General features: G+C 64.8%; 25 protein-coding genes. 10 read left to right on the top strand and 15 right to left on the bottom strand.

Going from position 1 to position 25081, the window contains the following annotated elements:
- Nucleotides 1-38: 38 nt before the first annotated feature.
- From gabP to M2S36_RS06680, 5 genes are all read right to left on the bottom strand, one after another.
- Nucleotides 39-1430: a GABA permease gene (gene gabP / locus M2S36_RS06700; protein WP_063911816.1), complete on the bottom strand. Its 1392-nt coding sequence runs from the start codon at nucleotides 1428-1430 to the stop codon at nucleotides 39-41.
- A gap of 337 nt (nucleotides 1431-1767) precedes the next feature.
- Nucleotides 1768-2778 carry a zinc-dependent alcohol dehydrogenase family protein gene (locus tag M2S36_RS06695; protein WP_233687374.1) on the bottom strand — a complete coding sequence of 337 codons (1011 nt, stop codon included), beginning with the start codon at nucleotides 2776-2778 and terminating at the stop codon, nucleotides 1768-1770.
- Between the two features lie 165 nt (nucleotides 2779-2943).
- Nucleotides 2944-3534, bottom strand: a complete 591-nt coding sequence (locus tag M2S36_RS06690) for an HAD family hydrolase (RefSeq protein WP_333956852.1) — start codon at nucleotides 3532-3534, stop codon at nucleotides 2944-2946.
- Complete coding sequence (gene tesB, locus M2S36_RS06685; protein WP_063911819.1) at nucleotides 3531-4400, bottom strand: acyl-CoA thioesterase II; 870 nt, start codon at nucleotides 4398-4400, stop codon at nucleotides 3531-3533. Before tesB ends, M2S36_RS06690 begins: the two co-directional genes overlap by 4 nt.
- A gap of 147 nt (nucleotides 4401-4547) precedes the next feature.
- On the bottom strand, nucleotides 4548-5117 hold the full coding sequence (locus M2S36_RS06680; protein ID WP_233687373.1) for a GNAT family N-acetyltransferase: 570 nt from the start codon (nucleotides 5115-5117) through the stop codon (nucleotides 4548-4550).
- Between the two features lie 180 nt (nucleotides 5118-5297).
- Between M2S36_RS06680 and M2S36_RS06675 the strand changes: the two genes are divergently transcribed.
- The 3 genes from M2S36_RS06675 to M2S36_RS06665 all read left to right on the top strand — a co-directional run bounded on the left by M2S36_RS06675 (nucleotide 5298) and on the right by M2S36_RS06665 (nucleotide 8416).
- Nucleotides 5298-5990: a histidine phosphatase family protein gene (locus tag M2S36_RS06675; RefSeq protein WP_333956851.1), complete on the top strand. Its 693-nt coding sequence runs from the start codon at nucleotides 5298-5300 to the stop codon at nucleotides 5988-5990.
- Nucleotides 5991-6111: 121 nt separating this feature from the next.
- Nucleotides 6112-7026, top strand: coding sequence for a histone deacetylase family protein (locus M2S36_RS06670; RefSeq protein ID WP_015271914.1), 915 nt, complete (start codon nucleotides 6112-6114; stop codon nucleotides 7024-7026).
- 148 nt (nucleotides 7027-7174) lie between these two features.
- Nucleotides 7175-8416, top strand: coding sequence for a TIGR03862 family flavoprotein (locus tag M2S36_RS06665; protein WP_333956850.1), 1242 nt, complete (start codon nucleotides 7175-7177; stop codon nucleotides 8414-8416).
- A 117-nt stretch (nucleotides 8417-8533) separates the two neighbouring features.
- Here M2S36_RS06665 and M2S36_RS06660 read toward each other — a convergent pair whose 3' ends face one another.
- Nucleotides 8534-9865, bottom strand: coding sequence for a DEAD/DEAH box helicase (locus M2S36_RS06660; RefSeq protein ID WP_013974320.1), 1332 nt, complete (start codon nucleotides 9863-9865; stop codon nucleotides 8534-8536).
- Nucleotides 9866-9920: 55 nt separating this feature from the next.
- Entirely contained in the window at nucleotides 9921-10841 is a 921-nt protein-coding gene (gene yedA / locus M2S36_RS06655; RefSeq protein ID WP_207834284.1) for a drug/metabolite exporter YedA, read from the bottom strand.
- A gap of 154 nt (nucleotides 10842-10995) precedes the next feature.
- On the opposite strand from yedA, the gene M2S36_RS06650 reads away from it, so the two are divergent.
- Nucleotides 10996-11445 carry an Lrp/AsnC family transcriptional regulator gene (locus tag M2S36_RS06650; protein ID WP_015271918.1) on the top strand — a complete coding sequence of 150 codons (450 nt, stop codon included), beginning with the start codon at nucleotides 10996-10998 and terminating at the stop codon, nucleotides 11443-11445.
- Here the strand turns inward: M2S36_RS06650 and M2S36_RS06645 are convergent.
- The 3 genes from M2S36_RS06645 to M2S36_RS06635 form a co-directional block, all read right to left on the bottom strand.
- Nucleotides 11442-12047, bottom strand: a complete 606-nt coding sequence (locus tag M2S36_RS06645) for a 3'-5' exonuclease (RefSeq protein ID WP_207834283.1) — start codon at nucleotides 12045-12047, stop codon at nucleotides 11442-11444. The genes M2S36_RS06650 and M2S36_RS06645 overlap by 4 nt on opposite strands.
- Before the next feature lie 8 nt (nucleotides 12048-12055).
- On the bottom strand, nucleotides 12056-12535 hold the full coding sequence (locus tag M2S36_RS06640) for a LabA-like NYN domain-containing protein (protein WP_004576858.1): 480 nt from the start codon (nucleotides 12533-12535) through the stop codon (nucleotides 12056-12058).
- Between the two features lie 162 nt (nucleotides 12536-12697).
- Nucleotides 12698-13453, bottom strand: coding sequence for a DUF2076 domain-containing protein (locus M2S36_RS06635; RefSeq protein ID WP_233687369.1), 756 nt, complete (start codon nucleotides 13451-13453; stop codon nucleotides 12698-12700).
- Between the two features lie 166 nt (nucleotides 13454-13619).
- Here M2S36_RS06635 and M2S36_RS06630 point away from each other — a divergent pair, with 166 nt between their 5' ends.
- Nucleotides 13620-14276 (top strand): YciC family protein, encoded by a 657-nt coding sequence (locus tag M2S36_RS06630; RefSeq protein ID WP_333956849.1) that lies wholly within the window; start codon nucleotides 13620-13622, stop codon nucleotides 14274-14276.
- 87 nt (nucleotides 14277-14363) lie between these two features.
- A complete protein-coding gene (locus tag M2S36_RS06625; RefSeq protein WP_233694625.1) occupies nucleotides 14364-14855 on the top strand; it encodes a hypothetical protein in 492 nt (163 codons plus the stop codon).
- An 18-nt stretch (nucleotides 14856-14873) separates the two neighbouring features.
- On the opposite strand, the gene hrpB is transcribed toward M2S36_RS06625, so the two are convergent.
- Nucleotides 14874-17402, bottom strand: coding sequence for an ATP-dependent helicase HrpB (gene hrpB, locus M2S36_RS06620; RefSeq protein WP_207834279.1), 2529 nt, complete (start codon nucleotides 17400-17402; stop codon nucleotides 14874-14876).
- Nucleotides 17403-17518: 116 nt separating this feature from the next.
- Here hrpB and M2S36_RS06615 point away from each other — a divergent pair, with 116 nt between their 5' ends.
- Both M2S36_RS06615 and M2S36_RS06610 read left to right on the top strand, forming a co-directional pair.
- Nucleotides 17519-17938, top strand: a complete 420-nt coding sequence (locus M2S36_RS06615) for a hypothetical protein (protein WP_013974328.1) — start codon at nucleotides 17519-17521, stop codon at nucleotides 17936-17938.
- A gap of 22 nt (nucleotides 17939-17960) precedes the next feature.
- Complete coding sequence (locus M2S36_RS06610; RefSeq protein ID WP_272493152.1) at nucleotides 17961-18833, top strand: cation diffusion facilitator family transporter; 873 nt, start codon at nucleotides 17961-17963, stop codon at nucleotides 18831-18833.
- 130 nt (nucleotides 18834-18963) lie between these two features.
- Here M2S36_RS06610 and M2S36_RS06605 read toward each other — a convergent pair whose 3' ends face one another.
- Entirely contained in the window at nucleotides 18964-19749 is a 786-nt protein-coding gene (locus M2S36_RS06605; RefSeq protein ID WP_333956848.1) for a DUF6515 family protein, read from the bottom strand.
- 395 nt (nucleotides 19750-20144) lie between these two features.
- Between M2S36_RS06605 and M2S36_RS06600 the strand changes: the two genes are divergently transcribed.
- Both M2S36_RS06600 and M2S36_RS06595 read left to right on the top strand, forming a co-directional pair.
- A complete protein-coding gene (locus M2S36_RS06600) occupies nucleotides 20145-20621 on the top strand; it encodes an Lrp/AsnC family transcriptional regulator (RefSeq protein ID WP_003249795.1) in 477 nt (158 codons plus the stop codon).
- 54 nt (nucleotides 20622-20675) lie between these two features.
- Nucleotides 20676-20879 carry a DUF2788 domain-containing protein gene (locus M2S36_RS06595; protein WP_013974331.1) on the top strand — a complete coding sequence of 68 codons (204 nt, stop codon included), beginning with the start codon at nucleotides 20676-20678 and terminating at the stop codon, nucleotides 20877-20879.
- A gap of 113 nt (nucleotides 20880-20992) precedes the next feature.
- On the opposite strand, the gene M2S36_RS06590 is transcribed toward M2S36_RS06595, so the two are convergent.
- The 3 genes from M2S36_RS06590 to M2S36_RS06580 all read right to left on the bottom strand — a co-directional run bounded on the left by M2S36_RS06590 (nucleotide 20993) and on the right by M2S36_RS06580 (nucleotide 24925).
- Nucleotides 20993-21625 (bottom strand): pseudouridine synthase, encoded by a 633-nt coding sequence (locus M2S36_RS06590; protein ID WP_233687365.1) that lies wholly within the window; start codon nucleotides 21623-21625, stop codon nucleotides 20993-20995.
- A 6-nt stretch (nucleotides 21626-21631) separates the two neighbouring features.
- Entirely contained in the window at nucleotides 21632-23095 is a 1464-nt protein-coding gene (amn, locus tag M2S36_RS06585; RefSeq protein ID WP_063911834.1) for an AMP nucleosidase, read from the bottom strand.
- A 177-nt stretch (nucleotides 23096-23272) separates the two neighbouring features.
- Nucleotides 23273-24925 (bottom strand): acyl-CoA dehydrogenase family protein, encoded by a 1653-nt coding sequence (locus M2S36_RS06580; protein ID WP_241106020.1) that lies wholly within the window; start codon nucleotides 24923-24925, stop codon nucleotides 23273-23275.
- Nucleotides 24926-25081: the final 156 nt, after the last annotated feature.

The raw sequence follows: 25081 nt of genomic DNA, 5'->3' as shown, positions 1-25081 counted from the left end.
CCACTGGTGCCCTTTGCCCTACCGCCAGGTGAACTCAATCACCCCATCGAACGCACCGCCACGGGTTGCGCATGGCCCCGCGTGGTCACGATCCCCAGGAAGGAAATCACGATCGCCAGGCCCAATGTCGAGCTCACTTCTGCCCGGTGTTCAGGCGTGAACATCATGACCGCCAGTGCCCCGCCAATGAACAGGATCACCGCCCAGGTCAGGTACGGGAACAGCCACATGCGGAACTTCAGCTCGGTGTTCTCCCGCTCCAGGCGGCGGCGCATGCGCAGCTGCGAAATGGCGATGACCATGTACACCAGCAAGGCAATGGCCCCGGAGCTGGCCAGCAGGAACTCGAACACGCCCTTCGGCGCGAAGTAGTTGAGGATGGCAATGGCCGCGCCGATCAGCGTGCTGCCGAATACCGCAGCGCGCGGTACACCGACCTTGGAGGTCTTGTTGAGCATGGCCGGTGCGTCACCGCGCTTGGCCAGCGAGTACATCATCCGCGAGGCAATGTAGATCGACGAGTTCATGCAGCTGGTCACTGCCACCAGCACCACAAGGTCGACCATGAAGGCCGCGTTGGGAATGTTCATGATCTCCAGCGCACGCTGGTAGGAACCCACCACCGCCAGCTGAGGGTCGTTCCACGGCACCACCGAAATGATCACGAAGATCGACAGGATGTAGAAGGTGCTGATGCGCCAGATCACCGAGCGAGTGGCCTTGGCGATGTTGCGCGACGGGTCGCTGGATTCGGACGCGGCGATAGTCACCGCTTCGGTGCCGATGAAGCTGAACATCACGGTGATGAACGCACCGACCACCGCCGACCAGCCCTTCGGCGCGAAGCCGCCGTGCTCGGCCATCAAGCCGCTCAGGCCACTGACCTCACGGTTGGGCAGCCAGCCCATCAGCGCGGCGAAACCCAGGCCAATGAAACCGAGAATGGCCGTGACCTTGAGGATGGCGAACCAGAACTCGAACTCACCGTACTTGGCCACGCTGAACAGGTTGGTACCGGCCAGCAGCAGCACCGAAGCCAGGGCGAATATCCAGCTGTCTACCTGCGGGAACCAGGCGTTCAGCACATGCCCGGCGGCCAACGCCTCGATCGGGATCACCAGTACCCAGAACCACCAGTACAGCCAGCCGATGGTGTAGCCAGCCCAGCGGCCGATGGCCTGCTCGGCGTAGGTGGAAAACGATCCGGTGTCCGGGTGTGCCACGGCCATTTCGCCGAGCATGCGCATGACCAGTACCACCAGGGCACCGGCCACGAAATAGGAAACTATGGTAGCTGGCCCGGCTGCCGCGATGGCATGGCCAGAGCCGACGAAAAGTCCGGCGCCGATGATGCCGGCGATGGACAGCATCGTTACATGACGTGGCTTGAAACCTTGGGCAAGGTTGCCATCAGATCCCACGGTGTTCATTGATGTTGTTCTCTTTTTGCTGACACAAGGATGGGCGGGCAGGCGTAGGCGAAAATATCTCCTTTGAAATCAAAAAGTCGACACGTTACTCGCGCTCTGTTGTTGATATTTGGCACGCGTCACAGAGCAACGTGTCAGTGCAAGTCGGGCTTCATTTAAGCCTTGCAGGGCTGTGGGTAATTACACGAGAACGCCCCGAAACTGTTTGATCACGACAGGGCATTTCCATTGCCGCCAGCTGTCACCGACGGCATGCCCGATCGCGTCACCGGGCCGTCTGGAGCTTTTGTTTTTCATTCGAGAGTATTGTGCCTGGGCCGCAAAGCAGCCCAGGCCGTTACCAGGTCAGGCAGATCTTGCCGAAATGCCGGTTGCTCTCCTGATAACGGAACGCCTCGACGATCTGCTCCAGCTCGAAATGCTTGTCCACCACCGGCCGCAGGCCGTTGGCATCGATCGCCCGCACCATCGCCTGCTGCTGGGCGCGGCTGCCCACCAGCACGCCTTGCAGGCGAATCTGCCGCACCAGCGCCTGCACCAACGGCAACTGCCCGGCCACGCCGGTGAGGATGCCGATCAACGACACATGTCCACCGATGCGCGTGGCAATCATCGATTGCTCCAACGTCGCCGGGCCGCCCACTTCGATCACATGGTCGACGCCGCGGTTGCCGGTCAGCTCGCGCACTTTCTCACCCCAGGCCGGGGTGCTCTTGTAGTTGATCAGATGGTCGGCACCCAGGGCCTTCAGACGCTCCAGCTTGGCGTCGCTGGACGAGGTGGCGATCACCGTCGCACCGGCCAGCTTGGCAAACTGCAGGGCGAAGATCGACACACCGCCGGTGCCCTGCACCAGCACCGTATCGCCGGGCTTGAGGTGGTCGTCGCTCATCAGCGCACGCCAGGCCGTGAGACCGGCCGTGGTCAGCGTGGCAGCTTCAGCGTGGCTGAAGCCCTTGGGCGCCAGGGTGAACGCGGTGGCGCGAGCGGTGACCTGTTCACGGGCGTAACCATCGATACCGTCCCCGGGCACCCTGCCAAAGCCTTCGACATTGGCCTGGCCGTCGAGCCAGTCGGGGAAGAAGGTACTGACCACATTGTCGCCAACCTGGAACTCGGTGACGCCACTCCCCACCGCGACCACTTCGCCAGCGCCATCGGCCATGGGGATGCGCCGCTCGCTCGGGCCCCACATGCCGCTGACCACGGCGAAATCGTGATAATTGAGGGAGCTGGCGTGCAGGCGCACGGTGATCTCGCCGGCCTGGGGTGCAGGAGCCTCGCTGCTACCGACCTCGACCTTGTCGTAGCCGCCGCCGGGTTTTACGTAAATGGCCTTGCTGGTCATGGGTAGGGTCTCCGTTCAGGGAATAGATTGGGGTTCAGCATAGACAGGTCCGGCCTCTTCGCGGGTGAACCCGCTCCCACAGGTTGAGTGCTGGACTTGAGCTCGGCGCGGTCCCTGTAGGAGCGGGTTTACCCGCGAAGAGGCCCGCACAGACGACACAAAAACTCAGCCCAGCATCACCTTCAGTGCCCGGCAATCGGCCGCATGCCAATCCACCAGTTCCGGCCACGGATTGTCCGGCAGGTTCACCAGCACCGTGCGCGCCCCAGCAGCCCGCCCACAGTCCAGGTCAAACCGGTAATCCCCCACCATCACCAGCTCACACGGTGCCACACCCCAGGCATTGGCAATCTTCAGCAGCCCATCCGGGCTAGGCTTGGGCGCCGCTTCGTCACGCCCGAGAATGTGCTCCACCGGGAAACAGTCCGCCAGGCCGATGGCCTCCAGCGTCACATGCGCCAACTCGCGGGCATTACGGGTCAGAATGCCCAGCCGACAACCACGCTCGGCCAGTTCGCGCACCAGTTCCACCGCCCCGGTGGCCGCCGTGGAGGCAATTGCCAGGTCGCGCTCGTGCTCCAGCAGCCAGGCATGCTTGGCTGCCGCTTCGTCCGCCGGCAAGGCCGCCAGGTGGGTGAGGATGTCGTGCTCGGCCGGGATATCCAGCGCCACGCGGATGGCGGCAAAATCGTGCACGGCCACGGTCAGGGTGCCGTCCATGTCGAACACCCAGTTGCGCACCTCGCCCAGGCTCATGCCCAGTCCTTGCGGTGGCGAATCAGGCCTTCCTGGCACGACGACGCCACCAGTTGCCCGGCCTGGTTGAAGATGTTGCCTCGGCAGAAGCCACGGGCATTACCCGCCCAGGGGCTGTCGGTGGCGTACAGCAGCCACTCGTCGGCACGCAGGTTGCCGTGGAACCACAGTGAGTGGTCGAGGCTGGCGATCTGCATGTCGCGCTGCCACACCGATTTGCCATGGGGCAGCAACGAGGTGGTCAGCAGGCCGAAGTCCGAGGCGTAGGCCAGCAGGTATTTGTGCAGGGCGGGGATATCGGGCAGGTTGCCGTCGGCGCGAAACCAGGCGTACTTCACCGGGTCGCCAGGCTTGGGGTTGAAGGGGTCGCGCTCGGTGACCGGGCGGATCTCGATCGGCTTGGCGCACAGCACCTTGTCGCGAATGCGCTCGGGCAGCTGGTCGGCCATGGCCCGGGCCAGCTCGACTTCACTGGGCAGGTTCTCCGGGCCGACCACCTCAGGCATCGGCGCCTGGTGCTGGAAACCTTCCTCGTCGTACTGGAACGAGGCGCTGCAGGTAAAGATCGTCTGGCCTTTCTGAATCGCCGTCACCCGCCGGGTGCTGAAGCTGCCGCCATCGCGCACGCGGTCCACCGAATACACCACCGGCAGGCTGGCATCGCCAGGGCGCAGGAAGTAGCCGTGCAACGAATGCACATGGCGTGCATCCTCGACCGTCTGGCTGGCCGCCGACAATGATTGGCCCAATACCTGCCCGCCGTACAACTGGCGGAAGCCCAGGTCCTGGCTGCGTCCACGGAACAGGTTCTCCTCGATGGACTCGAGGCTCAACAGGTCGACCAGGTCGTCCAACACATGACTCATCGGGGGTTCTCCGTAGGAGCGAGTCTTGCTCGCGATGCGCCGCCCAAGCGGCGCTCGATCTCATAGGCGCTGAACATCTTGCGGCAAGCGCCCTCCATTAGGGAAATGATACAGGGTTTGTCATTCGCGCCGGGCATGGCCATGCATTCAGGCGCGCAGGGTACGCTCCCAGTGTGCGCGGTCGATGCGGTACAGCACATGCGGGCGCAGCGGGTGGCCCACGGGCAGGCGGGGGTGTTCGAAACTACCGTTCAGGTCCTGCTGCATACCGATGGCCTGCATGACCTTCTGCGAGGGCAGGTTGCTCTCGCTAGTGAACGACACCACCTCTTCCAGGCGCAATTGGGCAAAAGCACAACGCAGGCAAGTCCACGCCGCCTCACTGGCAAAACCCAGGCCCCAGTGACGGCGTGCCAGGCGCCAGCCGATCTCCACCGCCGGCGTGAAATCGGCATCGAAGCCCACGTTCAGCAACCCGGTCATGCCGATGAAGGCACCGCTGTCCTTGCGCTCCAGGGCCCACAGGCCAAAGCCGTATTCATTGAAATGCCCGCGCACGCGGCCGATCAGGGCAGCCGCCTCCAGGCGTGTCAGCGGCGCCGGGAAGTAGCGCATCACCTGCGGGTCGGCGCACATCGCAGCAAACTCGCGCAGGTCTTCGTCGTGCCATTGGCGCAACACCAGGCGTGCGCTTTCCAGTTGCAAGATAGGGGTCATGGGACATGCTCCGGTTTTACTGTCTTGCAGTTTACAGCGTAGGCGCGGGCGCTGGTTTCACCCAGCCGGCACGCCCGAATGCAATTTTCACATGTCCTTCACCGCCCCCCGACAGGCCGCTTGGCAGGATGCCTGCCATCCACCGCCGCGCCAGCTGCGGCCACGCCAACGGAGCAACGCATGCAAATCAGCAACACCCAGGGGCACCCTGCCATCCAAGCCCGGCGCAAGCGACGCCTGACCCGCAAAGCCCTCGGTGCCGCCCTTGGCCTGTGCATGGTCGTGGCGGCGTTGAGCACCTGGCTGGCGACGAGGACGCACATCGTGGACCTTGGCAACGAACAGCAATTGAGTGACAGCGGCCTGCTGCAGGACTGGGCCGGCGGTGCAGTGATCGTGATGATCCGCCACGCCGAACGCTGCGACAGCGCCCCCGGCCCGTGCCTGGACGACCCCACCGGCATCACCGTGGCCGGCAGCCAGGCCGCGACCCGCGTTGGCCAAGGGCTGCACGAGTTGGGCCTGAACAACGCCGATATGCTCAGCAGCCCGAAACTGCGCACACGGCAAACCGCGCATTTCATCCTTGGCCAGGCGGTGGCCAGTGAGGAATGGCTGGAAAGCTGTGACGGCCAGTTCGCCAGCGAAGCGCTGGCGCACAAGCGGCCGGGGCATAACCTGGTGCTGGTGACCCACAACGGTTGCATCGATCATTTTGCCCGCCAGCAGAACGTTGCGGGTGGCGAACGTGAGAGTGGCTATGCCAGTGCGCTGTTCGTTTCGGTGGATAGTAATGGCAAGGCGCGCATCCTCGGCCGCCTGAACGAGCCGGACTGGCAACGGGTGCTGGCCAGTACCACGAAACAGCGCTGACCCCGCTCCTGCCTGCCAGGGCAACTGCCTTGCACTACCTGTTCTGGCTTGCCGGTGATTGGGCAGCAAAGCTGCCCCGGCCATGGCAAGATCAGCACTGGCCCTGATTGCGACCCCACCCATGCCGTTGCCGCTGATCTACCACGAAGACTACAGCCCGGAGTTCCCCGCCGAACACCGCTTTCCCATGGACAAGTTCCGCCTGCTGCACGACCACTTGATCGACAGCGGGCTGACCACCGACCAGGCCCTGCTGCGCCCGGACATCTGCCCCAACGACATCCTCGCCCTGGCCCACGACCGCAGCTACATCGAGCGCTACATGAACGGCGACCTGTCGCGCGAGGACCAGCGTCGCCTCGGCCTGCCCTGGAGCGAGGCCCTGGCCCGGCGTACCGTGCGCGCCGTAGGCGGCTCGCTGCTGAGCGCCGAGATGGCGCTGCAGCACGGCATCGCCTGCCACCTTGCCGGTGGCACTCACCACGCCCATTACGATCATCCTGCCGGCTTCTGCATCTTCAACGACCTGGCCGTGATCAGCCGCTACCTGCTGGAGGCTGGCCGGGTCCACCGGGTGCTGATCTTCGACTGCGATGTGCATCAGGGTGACGGCACCGCGCGCATCCTGCACGACACACCAGACGCCATCACTGTGTCGCTGCACTGTGAACAGAACTTCCCGGCGCGCAAGGCGCAAAGCGATTGGGACATCCCCCTGCCCCGCGGCATGGGCGACATGGCCTATCTGAAGGTGGTGGACGACGCCCTTAACTACCTGCTGCCGCTCTATCGACCCGACCTGGTGCTGTATGACGCCGGGGTCGATGTGCACAAGGACGACGCCCTGGGCTATCTGCAATTGACCGATGCAGGCGTTGCCGCCCGTGACGAGGCGGTGCTGCGCCACTGCCTGGGCCGCGACATCCCGGTGGTGGGCGTGATCGGCGGTGGCTACAGCAAGGACCGCGCAGCCCTGGCCAGGCGCCACGGCATCCTTCATCACAGCGCGGCACGCGTCATCGGTTGTTCACAATGACTGTGGAACCGCTTGTGGATAACCTGCGGGAAAGGCGTTGCAGCCCTTTACAGGCAAGGCCTGCAGAACACTGATCATTTTTTGAGCAGTGCTTCCACAGGCCGCGCTGCGCTAGAATGCGCCTCTTTTCCACAGCCTGCTGCCCACCATGTCTGATCTGAGCCCCGCCTCCCCTCCCCTCGCTGTCGTCATCGGCGGCGGCCCAGCCGGCCTGATGGCCGCCGAAGCACTGGCCCAGGCGGGCCTGACGGTCGAGGTGTTCGATGCCATGCCTTCGGTGGGCCGCAAGTTCCTGCTGGCAGGTGTCGGAGGCATGAACATCACCCATTCCGAGCCCTACCCGGCGTTCGTCAGCCGCTATGCCGAGCGCCAGGGCGAAATTGCTGCGCTGCTGCGCGACTTCGATGCCGACGCCTTGCGCCAGTGGATTCACGGCCTGGGCATCGAAACCTTCGTCGGCACTTCGGGCAGGGTGTTCCCCACCGACATGAAAGCCGCGCCACTGCTGCGCGCCTGGCTCAAGCGCCTGCGCGACGGCGGGGTAGTTATCCACACCCGTCACCGCTGGTTGGGCTGGAACAGCGAGGGGGCATTGCGGATTGCTTATCCACAGGGCGAGCGGCTGGTGAAGGCCGCCGTAGTGGTGTTGGCGCTGGGTGGCGGTAGTTGGGCGCGACTGGGTTCGGACGGGAGCTGGCAACCGTTGCTGGCCGCACGGGCTGTGGATATTTCGCCCTTGCAGCCCAGCAACTGCGGTTTTGAAGTGGCAGGCTGGAGCGCACTGCTCAAGGACAAGTTCGCAGGTGCACCGTTGAAGAACATTGCCCTCAGCGTTCCCGGCAGCGCGCCACGCAAGGGCGAGTTCATCCTCACCGCGCAGGGGGTGGAAGGCAGCCTTGTGTATGCCTGGTCAGCACCGGTGCGCGAGGCCATCAACCGTGAGGGCCATGGGGTGTTGCTGCTCGACCTGTTGCCGGACAAGCCTGTGGACAAGATTGCCCAGGCGCTGGCCAAGCCACGGGGTTCGCGCTCCATGGCCAAGCACCTGCACAGCCAGTTGGGTATCGATGGGGTCAAGGCGGCGCTGTTGCGTGAGCTGACCGATCAGGCGACCTTTGCCGCCCCTGATGCCTTGGCGAGGGCGATCAAGGCATTGCCGATCACGCTGGTGCGCACACGGCCGCTGGATGAAGCGATCAGCAGCGCGGGTGGGGTACGTTTCGAGGCGTTGGATGAGGGCTTGATGGTCAAGGGCATGCCGGGGGTGTTCTGTGCCGGCGAGATGCTGGACTGGGAGGCGCCGACCGGGGGGTATCTGCTGACGGCATGCTTTGCCAGCGGCTTGCGGGCCGGGCGGGCGGCGGCGGATTGGCTCAAATCCCAAGGCTGACACCGTCCGCCTGTGGGAGCGGGTTTACCCGCGAACACGGGCGAAGCCCGTGCCAGACACCGCGTCGCATTCTTCGCGGGTAAACCCGCTCCCACAGAGACCGCGTAGACCGCAAATCTACGGCTTACGCTTGCGCGCCCCACCATTGAAACTAGGCACCTTGCGCACTGCCTTCACCGCCGGCTCCGCACTGCCTGATTCAGCACTGTCCATCCAGCGCCCCAACCCGCGCTTGGCGCTGTTTTCTTTCGGCTTCTTGGGCTTCTTCGGTTTCTTGATCACCTGGCCACTGGCGTCGGTCATCGGCACGCGGTGGTCAGGGATGAAATCCGGCTCTTCATGACGCGGCAAGGTTTGCCGGGTAAGCACTTCGATCGCCGCCAGCAACTGCACTTCATCCGCACACACCAGCGAAATGGCCTCGCCCTTGTTGCCCGCCCGCCCGGTACGCCCGATGCGGTGCACGTAATCCTCGGCAACGATCGGCAGGTCAAGGTTGACCACCAGCGGCAAGTCATCGATATCCAGGCCGCGGGCCGCCACATCGGTTGCCACCAGCACCTGGATTTCGCGGGCCTTGAAGCTGTCCAGCGCACGCTGACGGGTGGCTTGCGGGCGGTCACCGTGGATGCCGTCGGCATTCACACCCTCGGCCAGCAAGCGCTCCACCAGTTGGTCCACACCATTGCGAGTCTTGGCGAATACCAGCACCTGCTTCCAGCGTTGCTTGCGCAGCAGGTGGCAGAACAGGTCGACCTTGCGCTTTTTATCCACAGGCACCAGCCACTGTTTGACGCTGGTGGCCGTGGCATTGCGCGGGCTGACTTCGATGCTCAGCGGGTCATTCAGGGCCAGCCCCGCCAGCATGCGGATCTGGTCGGAGAACGTGGCGGAGAACAGCAACGTCTGGCGCTTGCGTGGCAGCGCGGCGTACACCGACTGCAGCTCCTCGGCAAAGCCCAGGTCAAGCATGCGGTCGGCTTCGTCCAGCACCAGGGTCTGTACCTGGTTGAACTTCACGGCGTTCTGCCGGAACAGGTCGAGCAAGCGCCCCGGGGTGGCCACCAGCAGGTCGACACCACGGCGCAGGCGCATCATCTGCGGGTTGATGCTGACCCCGCCATACACCGCGTAGGTGCTCAGCGGCAGGTTCTCGGCATACTCGCGCACGTTGTTGTGCACCTGCTCGGCCAGCTCACGGGTGGGCACCAGCACCAGCGCGCGGATCGAGTTGCTGGCCACCTTCTCGCCTTCCAGCGCCAGGCGCTGCAGCACGGGCAGGGCAAAGCCCGCGGTCTTGCCGGTGCCGGTCTGGGCCGCGGCCATCAGGTCGCGGCCGGCCAGCACGGCGGGGATGGCCTTGGCCTGCACCGGGGTCGGGGTGGTGTAGTCCAGTTGCTGCAGGGTGCGCAGCAGCGGTTCGATCAGGCCGAGTTTGGCGAAATTCATGGCAATACCGTCAGGGGGTTCAGCGAAGGCGGCAAGTTTACCGCATCGCCCCTGCCTACTTGCAGATTTCGCCTTTCAACGGCTGCGCCGGCTCAGGTGCCTTGCGCCACTGCGGCAGGCCGATCAGCACCACCGCGCCGATGATCACCGCCATGGCCACACACTCTTCGGCACCAATCTGCTCACCGGCAAAGACGATGCCCAGCAGCACGGCAACCGCCGGGTTGACGTAGGCATAGCTGGTGGCGGCTGCCGGGCGCACGTGCTTGAGCAAGTACATGTAGGCACTGAACGCCAGGATCGAACCGAACAACACCAGATAGGCCAGCGCGCCCCAGCCGGCAGCGGTCGGCATCTGTGTCATGCGCTCGCCAGACAGCACACTGCCAAGCAACAGCACGGCGCCGCCGACCAGCATTTCCGCGGCGCTGGCCATGGGCCCCTGGGGCAGCGGCAAGGTCTTGCTCCACACCGAGCCGAATGCCCATGACGCCGCCGCAAAAATGATCAGCGCCGCGCCAATCGGGCTTGCCTGCAGGTTGGAGCCGAGGTTCAGCAGGCCGATGCCCACCAGCCCGAGAGCGATCCCCGCCCACTCCAGCTTCGAATTGCGATGCCCGAACAACAGGCCGAACAGCAAGGTGAAGAGCGGCACCGTCGCCACCGCCAGCGCCGCCACGCCCGAAGCTACGCCAGCATGCTCGGCCACGGTCACGCCACCGTTGCCACAGCTGAGCAGCAGAAAACCGATCGCCCCCGCCGCCCGCCACTGCGTCCAGGTCGGCGCCGGCACACCGCGCCAGCGCAAGAAGCCATACAGCAGGCCACCGGCAATCAGGAAGCGCACCCCGGCCATGAGCATCGGTGGCCAGCTCTCGACGCCAATGCGAATGAACAGGTAGGTGGAGCCCCAGACCAGGTACAAGGCCAGGAAAGCGCCAATGAGCAATAACGGGAAGCGACGGGAGGCAGGCATGGGAAACACTCGAAATCCGTTTACGGGTGGCTTAGTTTAGAAAGGCCACCGTTTAAACTTAAGTTACAAAACAGCTTTAAATCACCCCTACACTTTGCATTGCGTGGTTATTCGGGTGTTTTTCAAGCGAATCGAAACCAGGCAGGAATAATCCATGGACAAGTACGACCGCATGCTGCTCGCTGCCCTGCTCGACAATGGCCGCGCCACCTTCGCGCAACTGGCGCGCCAGGTGAACCTGTCGGCGCCGGCAGTGGCCGAGCGGGTGGCCAAACTCGAGGCCAGCGGGGTCATCACCGGCTACCAGGCCAAAGTCGACATGAGCAAGATCGGCCTGCCGATCCAGTGCGTGATCGAACTGCGCCTGGCCAGTCATGGCAATCAGCAGGCCTACGAAGCGTTGACCCAGATCCCCCAGTTGACCGAATGCCACCGGGTGACCGGTGACCCCTGCGTCATCATGCAGGCAGCGGTGGGTTCGATGCCCGAGCTGGAAGAGCTGATCAACCGGGTAGCGCAGTTCGGCTTCAGCAAGACCTCGATCATTCTCTCCAGCGCCGTGGAGCGGCGGGTGCCGCTCGCGCAGCTGGAGAAGAAGCCCTAACAGTATCTGGCCAGGGTTTCACGAACCTTCGCGGCAGGGGTTTTCTGCAAACGGCAGAGCAGGTCGTGCGAGAGTTGCTGGACTCCGTGGCTCTGGCGCAGCACGCCAGCCAGGTGTTGCAGCAGGTTGGCGGCCATTTCGGCATCGGCCATGGCCCGGTGCGCGGTACCGGTATCCGGCAGCCCGGCCCAGCGGGTCAGGGTGCCCAGCTTGTGGTTCGGTGCCGCCGGCAGCAAGCGTCGTGACAGCAGCAGGGAACAGGCGAAGGCCTGGCTGCGGCTACGGCCGATGCGGCTCAGCTCGTAGTCCCAGAACTTCTGGTCGAAGGCGGCGTTGTGTGCCAGTAGCGGGGTGCCACCGACGAAATCGGCCACTTCGTTCATCACTTTGTCCACCGGCGGCGCACTGCGCAGCATGGCGGTGGTGATGCCAGTCAGCCCGGCGACGAAGGCCGGTACCGGCACCCCGGCGTTCATAAGGCTCTGGTAGCGCTCGACGATGCGCCCGCCCTCCAGCACCACCACCGCCACCTCGGTGGCGCGGCAGCCGGCGCCGGGGCTGATGCCTGTGGTTTCAAAGTCGATGACAGCGATACGTTCCATGAAAAATCTCAGTGTTTGAGCAACAGCGCACCCTCGATGGGCACATAGCGGGTGGCAGCACGGATCAGCGACAGTGCGGTAAGCCCGGGCACACCATATACCACTGCCTCGGTGCCATGGCGCTGGATCACCCGCTCCAGCAGCAGGTCGAAATCACCATCGCCAGAGGCCAGTACCACCTGGTCGACGCGGCTGGCTGCGTCAATCACATCCAGGGTAATGCCCACGTCCCAGTCACCCTTGGCCGAGCCATCGCTGCGCTGGATGAAAGGCTTGAGCCGCACATCGAAACCGAGGTTGCGCAAGATCTGCTGGAACTGTTGCTGCTTGCTGTCGCCACGGTCGATGGCATAGGCCACGGCCTCGACGATCTGGCCTTCGCGGCTGACATCGGCCCACAGGGCGGTGTAGTTGAAATGGCAACCGTGGGCCTGGCGCACGGTGTAGTAGAGGTTCTGCACATCGGCGAACAGCGCGATCTTTTTCACCTGGGAACCCCTTGGTCGGCCTGGAATGCAGGGGTTGCTGCGCAGCCCTTCGCGGGCACGCCCGCTCCCACAGGTTCAGCGTCGCGCGGTACTTGTGGGAGCGGGCGTGCCCGCGAAGGGGCGCAAAGCGCCCCCAAAACTGCCAGCAGTATGCCAGACCTGTCAGACGTACGAATCGTCGTCCGAGAAGAACCCGCCATCATCGCTGCCATAATCGCTGTCAGCATAACCACCCTGGTCACTGCCCCAACCACCATTGTCAGCCACCTGCTGCTGCGCCCCCGAGTCGTTCCAGCCACCGCTGTCACTGGCCGGCGCCGGCTCTTCCTTGATCACCTCGACCACCTCCTCCGGCTGCGAGTTGTGGTTGAACAGGCTGCTGATGCCCTGCGCCAGCAACACGCCACCCGCCACACCGGCCGCAGTCTGCATCGCGCCACCGAGGAAGCTGCTGGCACCACTGCGTGCCGGCGCAGCGCCGAAGCCAGGCTGCTGCGCTTGCGGCTGGGAAAAGCCCGGCGCCGACGGCTCACGCCAGCCACCAGCAGATGCCACGGGGGCTGCAGCGGGACGCTGCGGTTGCACGGCCGGGGCAGCATTGCGCCCAGCCGATCCAAAGATGCTGGACAGGAAACCACCACCGCCATTGCTCGGCGCGCTACCAGCACGGGCGGCCTCGGCCTGGGCACGGGCCTGCTTCAGTTCGGCTTCCAGTTGCTTGTTCTGCTCGTCGAGGCGCTTGATCGCCGCCTCCTGCACCAGGATCGCCTGGGCCATGTAATAAGGCGCCGCCGGCTGCTGACGCACATGTTCCTCGATGCATGCCTGAGCCTGCGCATCACGTGGCTGGCTCGGGTCCTCGGCTTGCTTGAGGCGGCCGAACAGGCCGTCGATCAGGGTTTGTTCTTCAGTATTCATGGGCGACCTCGTGGGGTAGCGGGACAACGGACAGCGTCAAAGATGGGGCGTACAGGCGTGGGATTCAATCACCGGCGGCGTGAAACTTTTTTCAGCAAATGACAGCCCCAAGCCTGCTTTGGGCTAAAGTTAGGCCCCTGTTTTTACTGCCATGCGATGTTGACTGATGAATCCGCTGAGCGTTCTGCGCGACTCCCTGTACTTCTTCCGCCGCCACCTGCCGAACATCCTCCAGCTGTGCCTGCCGCTGGTGGTGCTGGAAGCCCTGGTCACCCAACTGCTGTACCGCCAGCTGGGCGACCAGGCATCGCCAGCCTACGGCATGCTGGTCAGCCTGCTGTTCTACCCGCTGTACAGCGCCGCACTGATCCTGTACCTGGACACCCGCAGCAACGGCCAGGACATCGCCAAGCGCAACCTGTTCGCCCGTGCCGTGCAACTGTGGCCGCAACTGGCCCTGCTGATCCTGATCAGCTCGCTGCTGATCATGGCCGGCCTTGCGCTGTTCATCTTCCCGGGCGTGTGGATCATGATCAACCTGGTGTTCGCCGAGTACCTGCTGGTACTGCGCGGCCGGCCGGTAGTGCAGTCGATGCGCGACAGTGCCAGCATGACCACGGGGCATTTCATGCGCATCATGATTTGCGTGGTCGGCGTACTGGCACCGATCTGGCTGATCGACGGGCTGCTGCTGATGGCCTTCCCCGAACCGTCGCCCGGCATGGAGCTGGCCATGGACAGCCTCAGCGGCTTCCTGCAACTGTTCAGCACCGTGGTGCTGTACCGCCTGTTCATGCTGCTGGAAGGTGAGGCCAGCGCCTGAGGTTACCGGGGAAAGTCTTCGATCTGCCTGGCTGCCGAGCCCTGGCATTAGGGTGCACAACCTTCAATGCCATTCAAGGAGAGCACCATGGACGAAGACATTCAGGCGGTATTCGCCAGGTCTTTTCGCGGCAGGCTGTACATGCGCGCAGTCGACTACGACATTCCCCTGCGTCTGAGCCGCAGCACGGACAAATTCAATTGGGGCTTCACCCCTGAGGATGACTGGTTGCAGGCGGGTGGGCGGCAAGACTCGCCGGTGATGGACTTTCATTACCACTCGCGCACCGACGATCGCCTGCACTACCACATCAGCATTCCCGGGCGCCCTAAGGCCAAGAAACTGGGCGTCAGCCGCAATGGCTACCTCGGTTTCTACTGGCATGCCGAAGTCACCGACTACTGGAAGATCGAACCGCTGCATCTGAGCGATGAAGGGCTGGTCTGCCATCTGCGCGACCACCGCGGTTATCGGGTTGGTGCCATCACGGATACTCCCCACAAGAGCGGCGACTGGGTGGCCTTGCTCAATGTCGAGGAAGGTGACGTGCTGACCTTCCTGCTCAAACCGCTCGGTTGAGCGGGTACTCCGACACGGTCAGGTCCCCCTGGGCTTGGCCCGCGCCGTAGCCTCGGCCACCAACGGGTCATCCGGCCAGTAATGCTTCGGATAGCGCCCTTTCAGGTCCTTCTTCACCTCGGCATAGGTCGTGCGCCAGAAGTTGGCCAGGTCCTGAGTCACCTGCACCGGGCGGCGTGCAGGTGACAGCAGGTGCAGCTTGACCTGCTGGCGGCCATTGGCGATGCGTGGGGTTTCGGCCAGGCCGAACAGCTCTTGCAGGCGCACGGCGAGGATCGGTGGGTTTTCGCTGTAGTCCAGGCGGATGTTCGAGCCGGACGGCACAGTCAGGTGCGCGGGGGCCTGTTCTTCCAGGCGCTGCGGCAGCGGCCAGGGCAACAGGTTGCGCAGCAGCGATGGCAGGTCCAGCGCCGCAAAATGGCTGAGGCGCGACACCTTGCCCAGGTAGGGCTGCAACCAGTCTTCCAGGCTGGCGAGCAAGGCCTCGTCGGCCAGGTCGGGCCATTCACTGTGGCCATCCTTGGCCAGGTCCAGCTGACGCAGCAGGGCCACGCGCGCCTGCCATTGCCGTAGCTCCGGGGTCCAGGCCAGCAGGTTCAGGCCCTTGCGCCGGACAAGGCCAAGCAACGCGCGAGCCCGCGCTTCGTCATCCAGGCCCGGCAGCGGTTCGCGACTGAGCACCAGCTCGCCAACCTTGACCTGGCGTTCGGCGCGCAGCACCTGCTCGCGCTCGTCCCAATCGAGAATATCGACCCGGTCGACCTGCTCGGCCAGCACGCCCTCGAACAGCGCCGAATCGAACTCGGCGGCCAGGTAGATGCGTTCTTCGCGCTGGCCCTGGCGGCTGCCCAGGTCGGCAATCACCAGCCACGGGCACTTCATCAGTGCATCGGCTTCGGCAAACAGCGCCGCACGGCCATTGGCCAGCCGATACTCCGCGCCACCCTCGCGGCGCTGCTGGGCGACGCGGTCGGGGTAGGCCAGCGCCAGCAGTGCGCCCAGCCAGCGCGGGTGATCCGGGTCGGCGACCGGCGCACCGGCCTTGCCACGCAGCAGGCCGCGGTACTGGCGAGACAGTTGCCGGGCACGTTGCACGCCACCCTGGCCGCCTCGCGAAGCCTTGCTCTCGCCGCTGACCAGCGCCAGCCGGCTGTGCAAGTCGGCGCCACCGCCGCGCTGGATATCCCGCTCGCCCAGCAGCGCGGCCACATCACAGGCCATCTGTGCCAGGCCCAGGTCCTGGCCGCGCAACAGCAAATGCGCGATACGGGGATGCGCCGGCAGCTCGGCCATGGCCTGGCCGTGTTCGCTGAGGTGGTCACGGCTGCCGGGCTTGAACGCATTGAGCCGTGCCAGCAGGTCCTGGGCCTGGGCGAAGGCGGCAGTGGGAGGCTGGTCGAGCCAGCGCAACTGCTCGGGCGTAACGCCCCAGCGTGCCAGTTGCAGGGCCAGGCCGGCCAGGTCGGCCTGCAGGATCTCGGCGCTGCCGTGGGCGGCCAGCTGGTCATGCTGGGCTTCGGACCACAGGCGGTAGCACACGCCGGGCTCCAGGCGGCCGGCACGGCCGGCACGCTGGGTAGCACTGGCGCGGGAGATGCGCTGGGTGTCCAGGCGGGTCATGCCGCTGCCGGGGTCGAAGCGCGGTACCCGGGCCAGGCCTGCGTCGATCACCACGCGCACGCCGTCGATGGTCAGGCTGGTCTCGGCAATGTTGGTGGCCAGCACCACCTTGCGCAGGCCCTTGGGCGCCGGGTCGATGGCCGCACGCTGTGCATTGAGGTCGAGCTCGCCATGCAGCGGACACAGCAGGATTTCGGGCCGTTCACCCAACGCTTCCTGCAGGCTCTGATGCACCCGGCGGATCTCGGCCTGGCCCGGCAGGAACACCAGCACACTGCCGGCCTGATCGGCCAGCGCCTGCAGCACGCTATCCACCACCCGTGGCTCGATGAACTCACCCGGCTGGTAAGGCCGCCCCCAACGGATGTCGACGGGGTGCATGCGGCCTTCGCTGCTGACCACAGGAGCATCGTCCAGCAGCCGCGACAGCCGCTCGCCCTCCAGGGTCGCGGACATCAGCAGAACCTTCAGTGGCGGGTCGTCACGCAACAATTCGCGCCCATTCAGGCTCAATGCCAGGGCCAGGTCGGCATCGAGGCTGCGCTCGTGGAATTCGTCGAAGATCACCAGCCCCACCCCCTCCAGCGCCGGGTCGGCCTGCAGGCGGCGGGTGAGGATACCTTCGGTCACCACCTCGATGCGGGTTTTAGGCCCGATCTTGCTGTCCAGGCGAATGCGGTAGCCCACCGTTTCACCAACCTGCTCGCCCAGTTCGCTGGCCAGCCGTTCGGCAGCCGCGCGCGCTGCCAGGCGCCGGGGCTCGAGCATGAGAATGCTCTGCCCTGCCAGCCATGGCTCATTGAGCAGCGCCAGCGGTACGCGGGTGGTCTTGCCGGCGCCGGGTGGCGCCTCGAGCACCGCTTCGTCACGGTTTTCCAGGGCCTGGCGCAGGGCGGGCAAGACAGCATCGATCGGTAATGAAATCATGGTGGTCCTCGAACAGTGCCGCGAGTATAACGGCGAACCCAGCCTGCTCTATCATGGTCTTAGCTTCAGGTGCAGGCGCTTCGCTTGCCCTGCTGAATACCTTCTCGGAGATTTACATGCGCATCCCAACCCGCGTCATCGGTGGCGCCCTCATCGTCACCTTGCTGACCCAACTGACAGCCTGCGGCACCATTCTCTACCCGGAACGTCGTGGCCAGATCGGCGGCAAGATCGACCCTGTGGTTGCCGCAATGGATGCCATCGGCATCCTGTTCTACGTGATCCCGGGGCTGATCGCCTTCGGTATCGACTTCGCCACGGGCGCCATCTATTACTCAGGCGGGCGATCCGCCCAGGTCGACCCGGTCAAACTGCGCGAGGCTGTCAGCCCCGATGGCAAGGTCGACAACCTGAAGTTGCAGGCCATTCTCGAAAGCGAGCTGGGCCAGCGCCTGCCGCTGAACGACCCACGGCTGATCCAGCATCGCGGCAGCATTGAACAACTGGCCAGCCTGGGCCTGGTGCCTGCAGCCTGAACCACAAGGACATTGACCACGGATGATGACCACCCCGGCTGAACACCAGCGCCTGCTGCGCCTGGCCACCCGCGCATCACTGGCGGTGGCCAGCATCCTGGTCCTGAGCAAGGCGCTGGCCTGGTGGCTGAGCGGCTCGATCAGCCTGCTGGCAGGGCTGACCGACTCGGCACTGGATGCCGTTGCCTCGTTCCTCAACCTGCTCGCAGTGCACTACGCCCTGCGCCCGGCCGACGACGACCACCGTTTCGGTCATGGCAAGGCCGAAGCCCTGGCCGGTATGGCGCAGGCGCTGTTCATCGGGGTCAGTGCGGTGCTGATCGGGGTGCAGGCGGTGGAACGCCTGCACACCCCGCAACCCTTGGGCGATACCGCCATAGGTATCGCGGTAATGCTGCTGTCGCTGGTGCTGACCCTTGCCCTGCTGGCACTGCAACACAAGGTCATCCGCCTGACCGGCTCCACGGCGGTGCGGGCCGACTCCCTGCACTACCGCTCGGACCTGCTGCTTAACGGCAGCATCCTGCTGGCCCTGCTGCTGGCACGCTTTGGCTGGCCGCAGCTGGATGCGCTGTTCGGCCTGGGCATTGCCGTCTACATCCTCTGGAGCGCGCTGCAGATCGCCCGGGAGAGTACGGCCATCCTGATGGACCAGGAACTGCCCGGCGATGTTGGCGAGGACATGGCTACGCTGGTGCTGGCCATTCCCGGGGTTGAAGGTGTGCATGACCTGCGTACACGGGTGTCGGGCAACCAGTGGTTCGTGCAGCTGCACCTGGAGATGCCGGGGCAGTTACCGCTGCATGAAGCGCACGCCTTGTGCGTGGAGGCCTCGCGGGTGATCCGCCAGCGTTATCCACAGGCGGATGTGATGGTGCATGCGGATCCGGTGTGAATCAGTGAGCGTAACTGTGGGAGCGGGTTTACCCGCGAACACCGGCACAGCCGGTGCCATGCACCGCGTCGCATTCTTCGCGGGTAAACCCGCTCCCACAGGGCTCTCCGTTGCAGGGACGTGTCCCGCTTCAGTTGATGCTGTAGCCCCGGCCACTGAAGCACGCGCCCAGCGCCCGTCGGTAGTTGTCCGCCACGTTGGCCGGCGGCGCATAAGTCGCCGTTGCCGGGTCGAAGCCTGACTGGTTCACGGCCCAGCGGTGGCACTGGTAACGGTCCTGGTCCTGCTGCTCCTGCCCTTGCCCATACATCGGGTAGGCCACCACGTCATACCCACCGCCTACAGGTGCCGGTGCGGCAACCGGCGGGTTGACCACCACGTACTCGCGGCTGTCGGCCAGGTACTGGTAATAGGTATCGGCCACCAGGAAGAACAACGCCCCACCCAGCCAGACCTCCCGCGCATAGGGCGGCAGGTAATTGACCCGCACGCCGTAGGGCGGGGCCACCACGACATAGCGGCCGCCATGGGGGCGGTACCAGTAACCACCGGAGTAGAAGTAATCATCGCCACGGTAGGGCACTTTCCAGTAGCGGTCCGGGAAATGATCGATGGTGTGCCCCGGGCGATACTGCGGCCCCGGCCCCCAGCCATTGCCATGACCGTCCGGGCGCCCCTGCCAGTCACCGCCAGGCCGTTGCCCCGGGCCACCGGCTTCCCAGTAGCGGCTATCACCATGGCGGCGGGGAATATCCTGATAGTAGCCCTGACGCGGCGGCTGGGTCTGCTGCACTTCGTCACGCGAATTGAGCGAGCGCCCTGGCGCCCCCTCGCCCGGCCCTTCGGCCATGGCCCCGAGGCTGATGCTCAACCCCAACACACCAACACCTGCCAACTGCCAGATGCGTGACTTCATGCTGTTCCTCTCGGTAGAAAATACGGCAACCACAGCCAGTCTACCGCGCCCGTAACGCCGGCCAATTAAATTTCCAGCCATGAAAAAAGGGAGGCCACAGGGCCTCCCTTCAGGAATTGTCGTCCGTGCTCGGCACTTGTGGCGCCGGCTCACCTCACACCGTCTTCTGGAAGGTGTGTAGCCCGGGGGCCTGCAGATCCTGTTGGATGGCTGGCCGCGACCGCCCGCCTAGGGCGCGTCGCCGTGGACTGATGTCCGGGCAGTGATTCTGTGGATAAAGATACCGAAGCAGTTGCGGCAGATGATTGCGAAGATTGCTCAGATAAATAGCACTTGCGCAATTTTTCACCCTGGATTGATAATTCACCGCAATCCGAACAGAAAAGGCATAAACCATGAGCAAACTTGACCGCTACGACCTGAGCATCCTCGCCGAATTGCAGCGCGATGCGCGCATTTCCAACCAGGAACTGGCCGAACGCATCGGCCTGTCGCCTTCGCCATGCTCGCGTCGGGTCAAGCAACTGGAGGACGATGGCTACATCTCGCGCCAGGTGGCCTTGCTCGACCGCAAGAAGCTGGGCCTGAGCCTGACGGCCTACGTGCTGATCGGCATGGACCGCCATACTCCGGAGCGTTTCGAAACCTTCGAGGCGGCCATCCGCAACCTGCCACAGGTGCTCGAATGCAGCCTGGTCACCGGCATGGATGCCGACTACCAGCTGAAAGTGGTGGTGCCCGACATGGACCACTACCAGAAACTGCTGCTAGGCAGCCTGACCCGCATTGAAGGCGTCACCAGCGTGCGTTCGAGCTTCGTGCTGAACCAGGTGCTGGCCAGCACCGAGCTGCCATTGACCCACCTGCGTTAATTGCCTGCGCCAGCAGGCGTATAATCGGCCGCTCAACCCGCCTGGAGAACACCGATGGATCCCGCCGTATTCGAAGAGTGGATGATGATCATCCTGGTCACCGTGTTGATCGGTTTCATGGGCTTCATCGTCTGGGACCTGGCGAAAAAGTCCAAGGCGGGGCGGTTCGGGACGCTGATCCTGTTCTTCGTGCTGGGGCTGGGGGTGCTGGCCTTTATCATCAAGAGCGTGGTGGTGGGGTTTCTCGAAGGGGTGTAGAAAATTCAGGGCCATTCGCGGGCACGCCCGCTCCCACAGGTCTGGCGCTGCACTTGAGGGCTGCACCCTACCTGTGGGAGCGGGCGTGCCCGCGAATAGGCCCTTGAACTGGACTAAAGCTTGGCAGCCACTTCGCGCCAGCAGCCCTGTTCCAACCCGTCCAGCGCCCAGTCGCCAATCCGCACCCGCACCAGGCGCAAGGTCGGCAACCCCACCGCCGCCGTCATCCGCCGCACCTGACGGTTACGCCCTTCGCGAATCACCAGCTCCAGCCAACTGGTCGGCACACTCTTGCGAAAACGCACCGGCGGGTTGCGCGGCCACAGTTCGGGCTCTTCCAGGCGCCGCGCCTCGGCCGGCAAGGTCGGCCCGTCGTTCAGCTCCACGCCATCGCGCAAACGCTGCAACTGCTCCTCGCTCGGCTCCCCCTCCACCTGAACCCAGTAAGTCTTGGCCAGCTTGTGCTTCGGGTCGGCAATGCGTGCCTGCAGGCCGCCATCGTTGGTCAGCAGCAACAGGCCTTCACTGTCGCGGTCCAGCCGCCCGGCCGGGTACACACCCGGGATGTCGATGTAGTCCTTGAGCGTCGCGCGCCCGTCACCGTCGCTGAACTGGGTCAGCACGTCGAACGGCTTGTTGAACAGGATCAGGCGCGGCTCGGCCGGTGGCGCCTTGGGCTGGCGACGCGGGCCGGTGGCAGGCCGCGCCTGGGGACGGCGCGGCTTGTTACGGGGTGGCAGTGACATGGATCCTCAGCGGAACGGCGGCTCATCGAAGCTGCGCAGTTTACGCGAGTGCAGCGAGTTGAGCTCGGTGCGCAGCAGGTCGAGGGCGGCAATACCGATCTTCAAATGCTGGCTGACCGCCCGGTTATAGAAGGCGTTGGCCGAGCCCGGCAGCTTGATCTCGCTGTGCAGCGGCTTGTCGGACACACAAAGCAAGGTGCCGTAAGGCACGCGCAAGCGGTAACCCTGGGCGGCAATGGTGCCGCTTTCCATGTCCACCGCCACGGCACGCGACAGGTTGATCAGCGGCCGTTCCTGGGCCCAGCGCAGCTCCCAGTTGCGGTCGTCGTAGGTCAGCACGGTGCCGGTGCGCAGGCGCTTCTTCAGCTGTTCGCCACGCTCGCCGGTGACCTGCGCGGCGGCTTCCTGCAAGGCCAGCTGCACCTCGGCCAGGGCCGGGATCGGGATGTTCGGCGGCACCACCCGGTCGAGAATGCCGTCACGGCGCATGTAGGCGTGTGCCAGCACATAGTCGCCGATGGTCTGCGACTGCCGCAGGCCGCCGCAGTGGCCGATCATCAGCCAGCAGTGCGGGCGCAGCACGGCCAGGTGGTCGGTGATGTTCTTGGCATTGGACGGGCCGACGCCGATGTTGACCAGCGTGACGCCGTCGCCGTCGGCGGCGATCAGGTGATATGCCGGCATCTGGTAGCGGTGCCAGACCACGCTGGCTACCAGGGCCTGGGTTTCACCGTGGTCCATACCCTTTTCGATCACCACGTTGCCCGGCAGCACCATGCGCACGAAGCGCGGGTCGTCACGCAACTGGTCGAGGCCGTGGCTGATGAACTGGTCGACATAGCGGTGGTAGTTGGTCAGCAGGATCCATGGCTGCACATGGCGCCAGTCGCTGCCGGTGTAGTGCACCAGGCGGCGCAGCGAGAAGTCGACCCGCGCGGCATCGAACAGCGCCAGCGGCAGGGTTTCGGCACTGCCCCAGTCACACAGGCCGTCGGCGATGTTGTCGGTGGCAGCCGACAGATCGGTGCTGGGGAACACCCGCGCCAGTTGCGCGGCGGTGATGCCGCTGCCGGCCAGCTCGTCGCCCTGGTCGACCACGTAGGGGTATGGGATGTTCTGTTCGCTGACGCCAACCTCCACCGTGACGGTGTAGTCATGCATCAGCGGGCGCAGTTGCTCCAGCAGGTAGCCACGGAAAGCAGCCGGCTGGGTGATGGTGACACTGTAGGTACCGGCCACCTGGACCTTGGCGTAGGCCCGCGTGGTGGCGGCGACTTCACCGTGGCTGTAGTAGGTCAGGCGCAGCGCCGGGTAGCGGAACAGGTCACGCTCTTCGGCGTCCGGCTCGGTACGGTCCTTCAGGTAACGCTTGAGGGCCTGGCTAAGGGCCCCGGTGGCCTGTTCATGCAGGGCCGCCAGACGGTCGACGGCCTGTTCGGGGGTATCAACGACTACAAAAGCTTGGCTCACACTGTGCTTCCTGTCTGGACATGCATGTGAACCATCTTGCCTGCCTTCTTGGCTAAATACACCCCCATTGATCGGTGTTGCATCCATTCGCGGGCACGCCCGCTCCCACAGGATCGCCACTGCCATCAAGTACGGCGCAGTACCTGTGGGAGCGGGCGTGCCCGCGAAGAAGCCAGCTCAGTTCGGCCAGGCTGGCGTAGCCCTGGCCACCAATGCCGCCACATCCACACCGCGCGGCAACGCCCCATAAACGCGCCCCCCACCCGCCAAGCGGCTGTCGATAAACGCATCACTGACCACCGTATTGCCCGCCTCCAGCAACAGCTTGGCCTGCAGCGCCAGGGCAATGTCCTCGGTCAGTTGCCGCGCGCGGTACTGCATGTCGCCGGTATCGGCAAACGCACCCTTGAGGTTGCCGATATGCGCCGCCAAACGCGGGTCCCCATGCCCATCACCCAGCTCGGCGAACAACGCATCGAGCACGCCCGGCTCCTTGGACAAGGCCCGCAGCACATCCAGGCACTGCACATTGCCCGAGCCTTCCCAGGTCGAGTTGACCGGCGCTTCGCGGTACAGCCGTGGCAGGATGCTGTCTTCCACATAACCCGCCCCGCCCAGGCACTCGGCGGCCTCGTTGATCATGGCCGGCGCGCGCTTGCAGATCCAGTACTTGCCCACCGCCGTGACCAGCCGGGCGAAATGCGCCTGCTGCGGGTCGTCCAGCTGTTCCAGCGCCTGCCCCATGCGCAGGCTCAGGGCCAGCGCGGCCTCGCTTTCCAGCGCCAGATCGGCCAGCACGTTTTGCATCAACGGCTGCTCGCTCAGCAGCCGCCCGCCGACCTTGCGGTGTGCGCAGTGGTGGGCCGCCTGGGTCAGTGCCTGGCGCATCAGGGCGCTGGAGCCGACCATGCAGTCGAAGCGGGTCATGGCCACCATTTCGATGATGGTCGGCACGCCCCGCCCTTCTTCCCCGACCATCCACGCCAGGGCGCCGCGGAATTCCACCTCGCTGGAGGCGTTGGAACTGTTGCCCAGCTTGTTCTTCAGGCGCTGGATATAGAACTGGTTGCGGCTGTCGTCGGGGCGGTGACGCGGCAGCAGGAAGCAGCTCAGGCCTTTTTCGGTCTGGGCCAGGGTCAGGAAGGCATCGCACATCGGCGCCGAGCAGAACCACTTGTGCCCGACCAGCTCGTAGGCCTGGCCCGGGCCTGCGGCGCCGACCGGATAAGCCCGGGTAGTGTTGGCACGTACATCGGTGCCACCCTGCTTCTCGGTCATGGCCATACCCAGGGTGACCCCGGCCTTGTGCCGGTCGCCGACGTTACGCGGGTCGTATTCGCAGGCGAGGATTTTCGGCAACCAGTATTCGGCCAGTTCGGGTTGCAGCCGCAGCGCAGGTACGGCAGCGAAGGTCATGGTCAGCGGGCAGCCGGTACCGGCCTCGGCCTGGCTGTGCAGGTAGGTCATCGAAGCCCGCGCCACATGGGCGCCGGGGCGGGGTTCGGCCCAAGGTAGCGAAGGCAGGCCATGCTCGACGGCGGTGCGCATCAGTTCGTGGTAGGCCGGGTGGAACTCGACCAGGTCGATGCGATGGCCGTAGCGGTCATGGCTGCTGAACTCCGGCTTGTGCGCATTGGCCAGGAAACCCGCCTGCATCAGCGGGCCACCGGCCAGGGCCCCGTAGGCATCGATCCGCGACTCGGCCCAACCCGCGCCGAAGCGCCGCGACCATTCCTGTAGCGGCAGGTCGAGACGGTACAGGTTGGCACCGTCGAGGGGCGGTGGCTGGTTGGTGACTTCGTGGGTTTCAGCGTACTGGTGCAGGTTCATCGGGGGCTCCTGGATCCGGGTAGGCTTGAGAGACCCAGTGAAGCACTCTGTACGAGTCAGTCAAAGTGACATTAATGACTAAACATGTGGTGGGGGGCGCATGTGTTGGGTGTGTATCAGGGCTGACAGGTGTTCGCCACAACAGGTTCAGCGCCT

It is taken from the genome of Pseudomonas sp. SF2, assembly GCF_036858055.1.
In the GTDB taxonomy this organism is placed as follows: Bacteria; Pseudomonadota; Gammaproteobacteria; order Pseudomonadales; family Pseudomonadaceae; genus Aquipseudomonas.
Note: the sequence above shows the minus strand (reverse complement) of the source record. Positions and strands in the feature narration are given on the sequence as shown.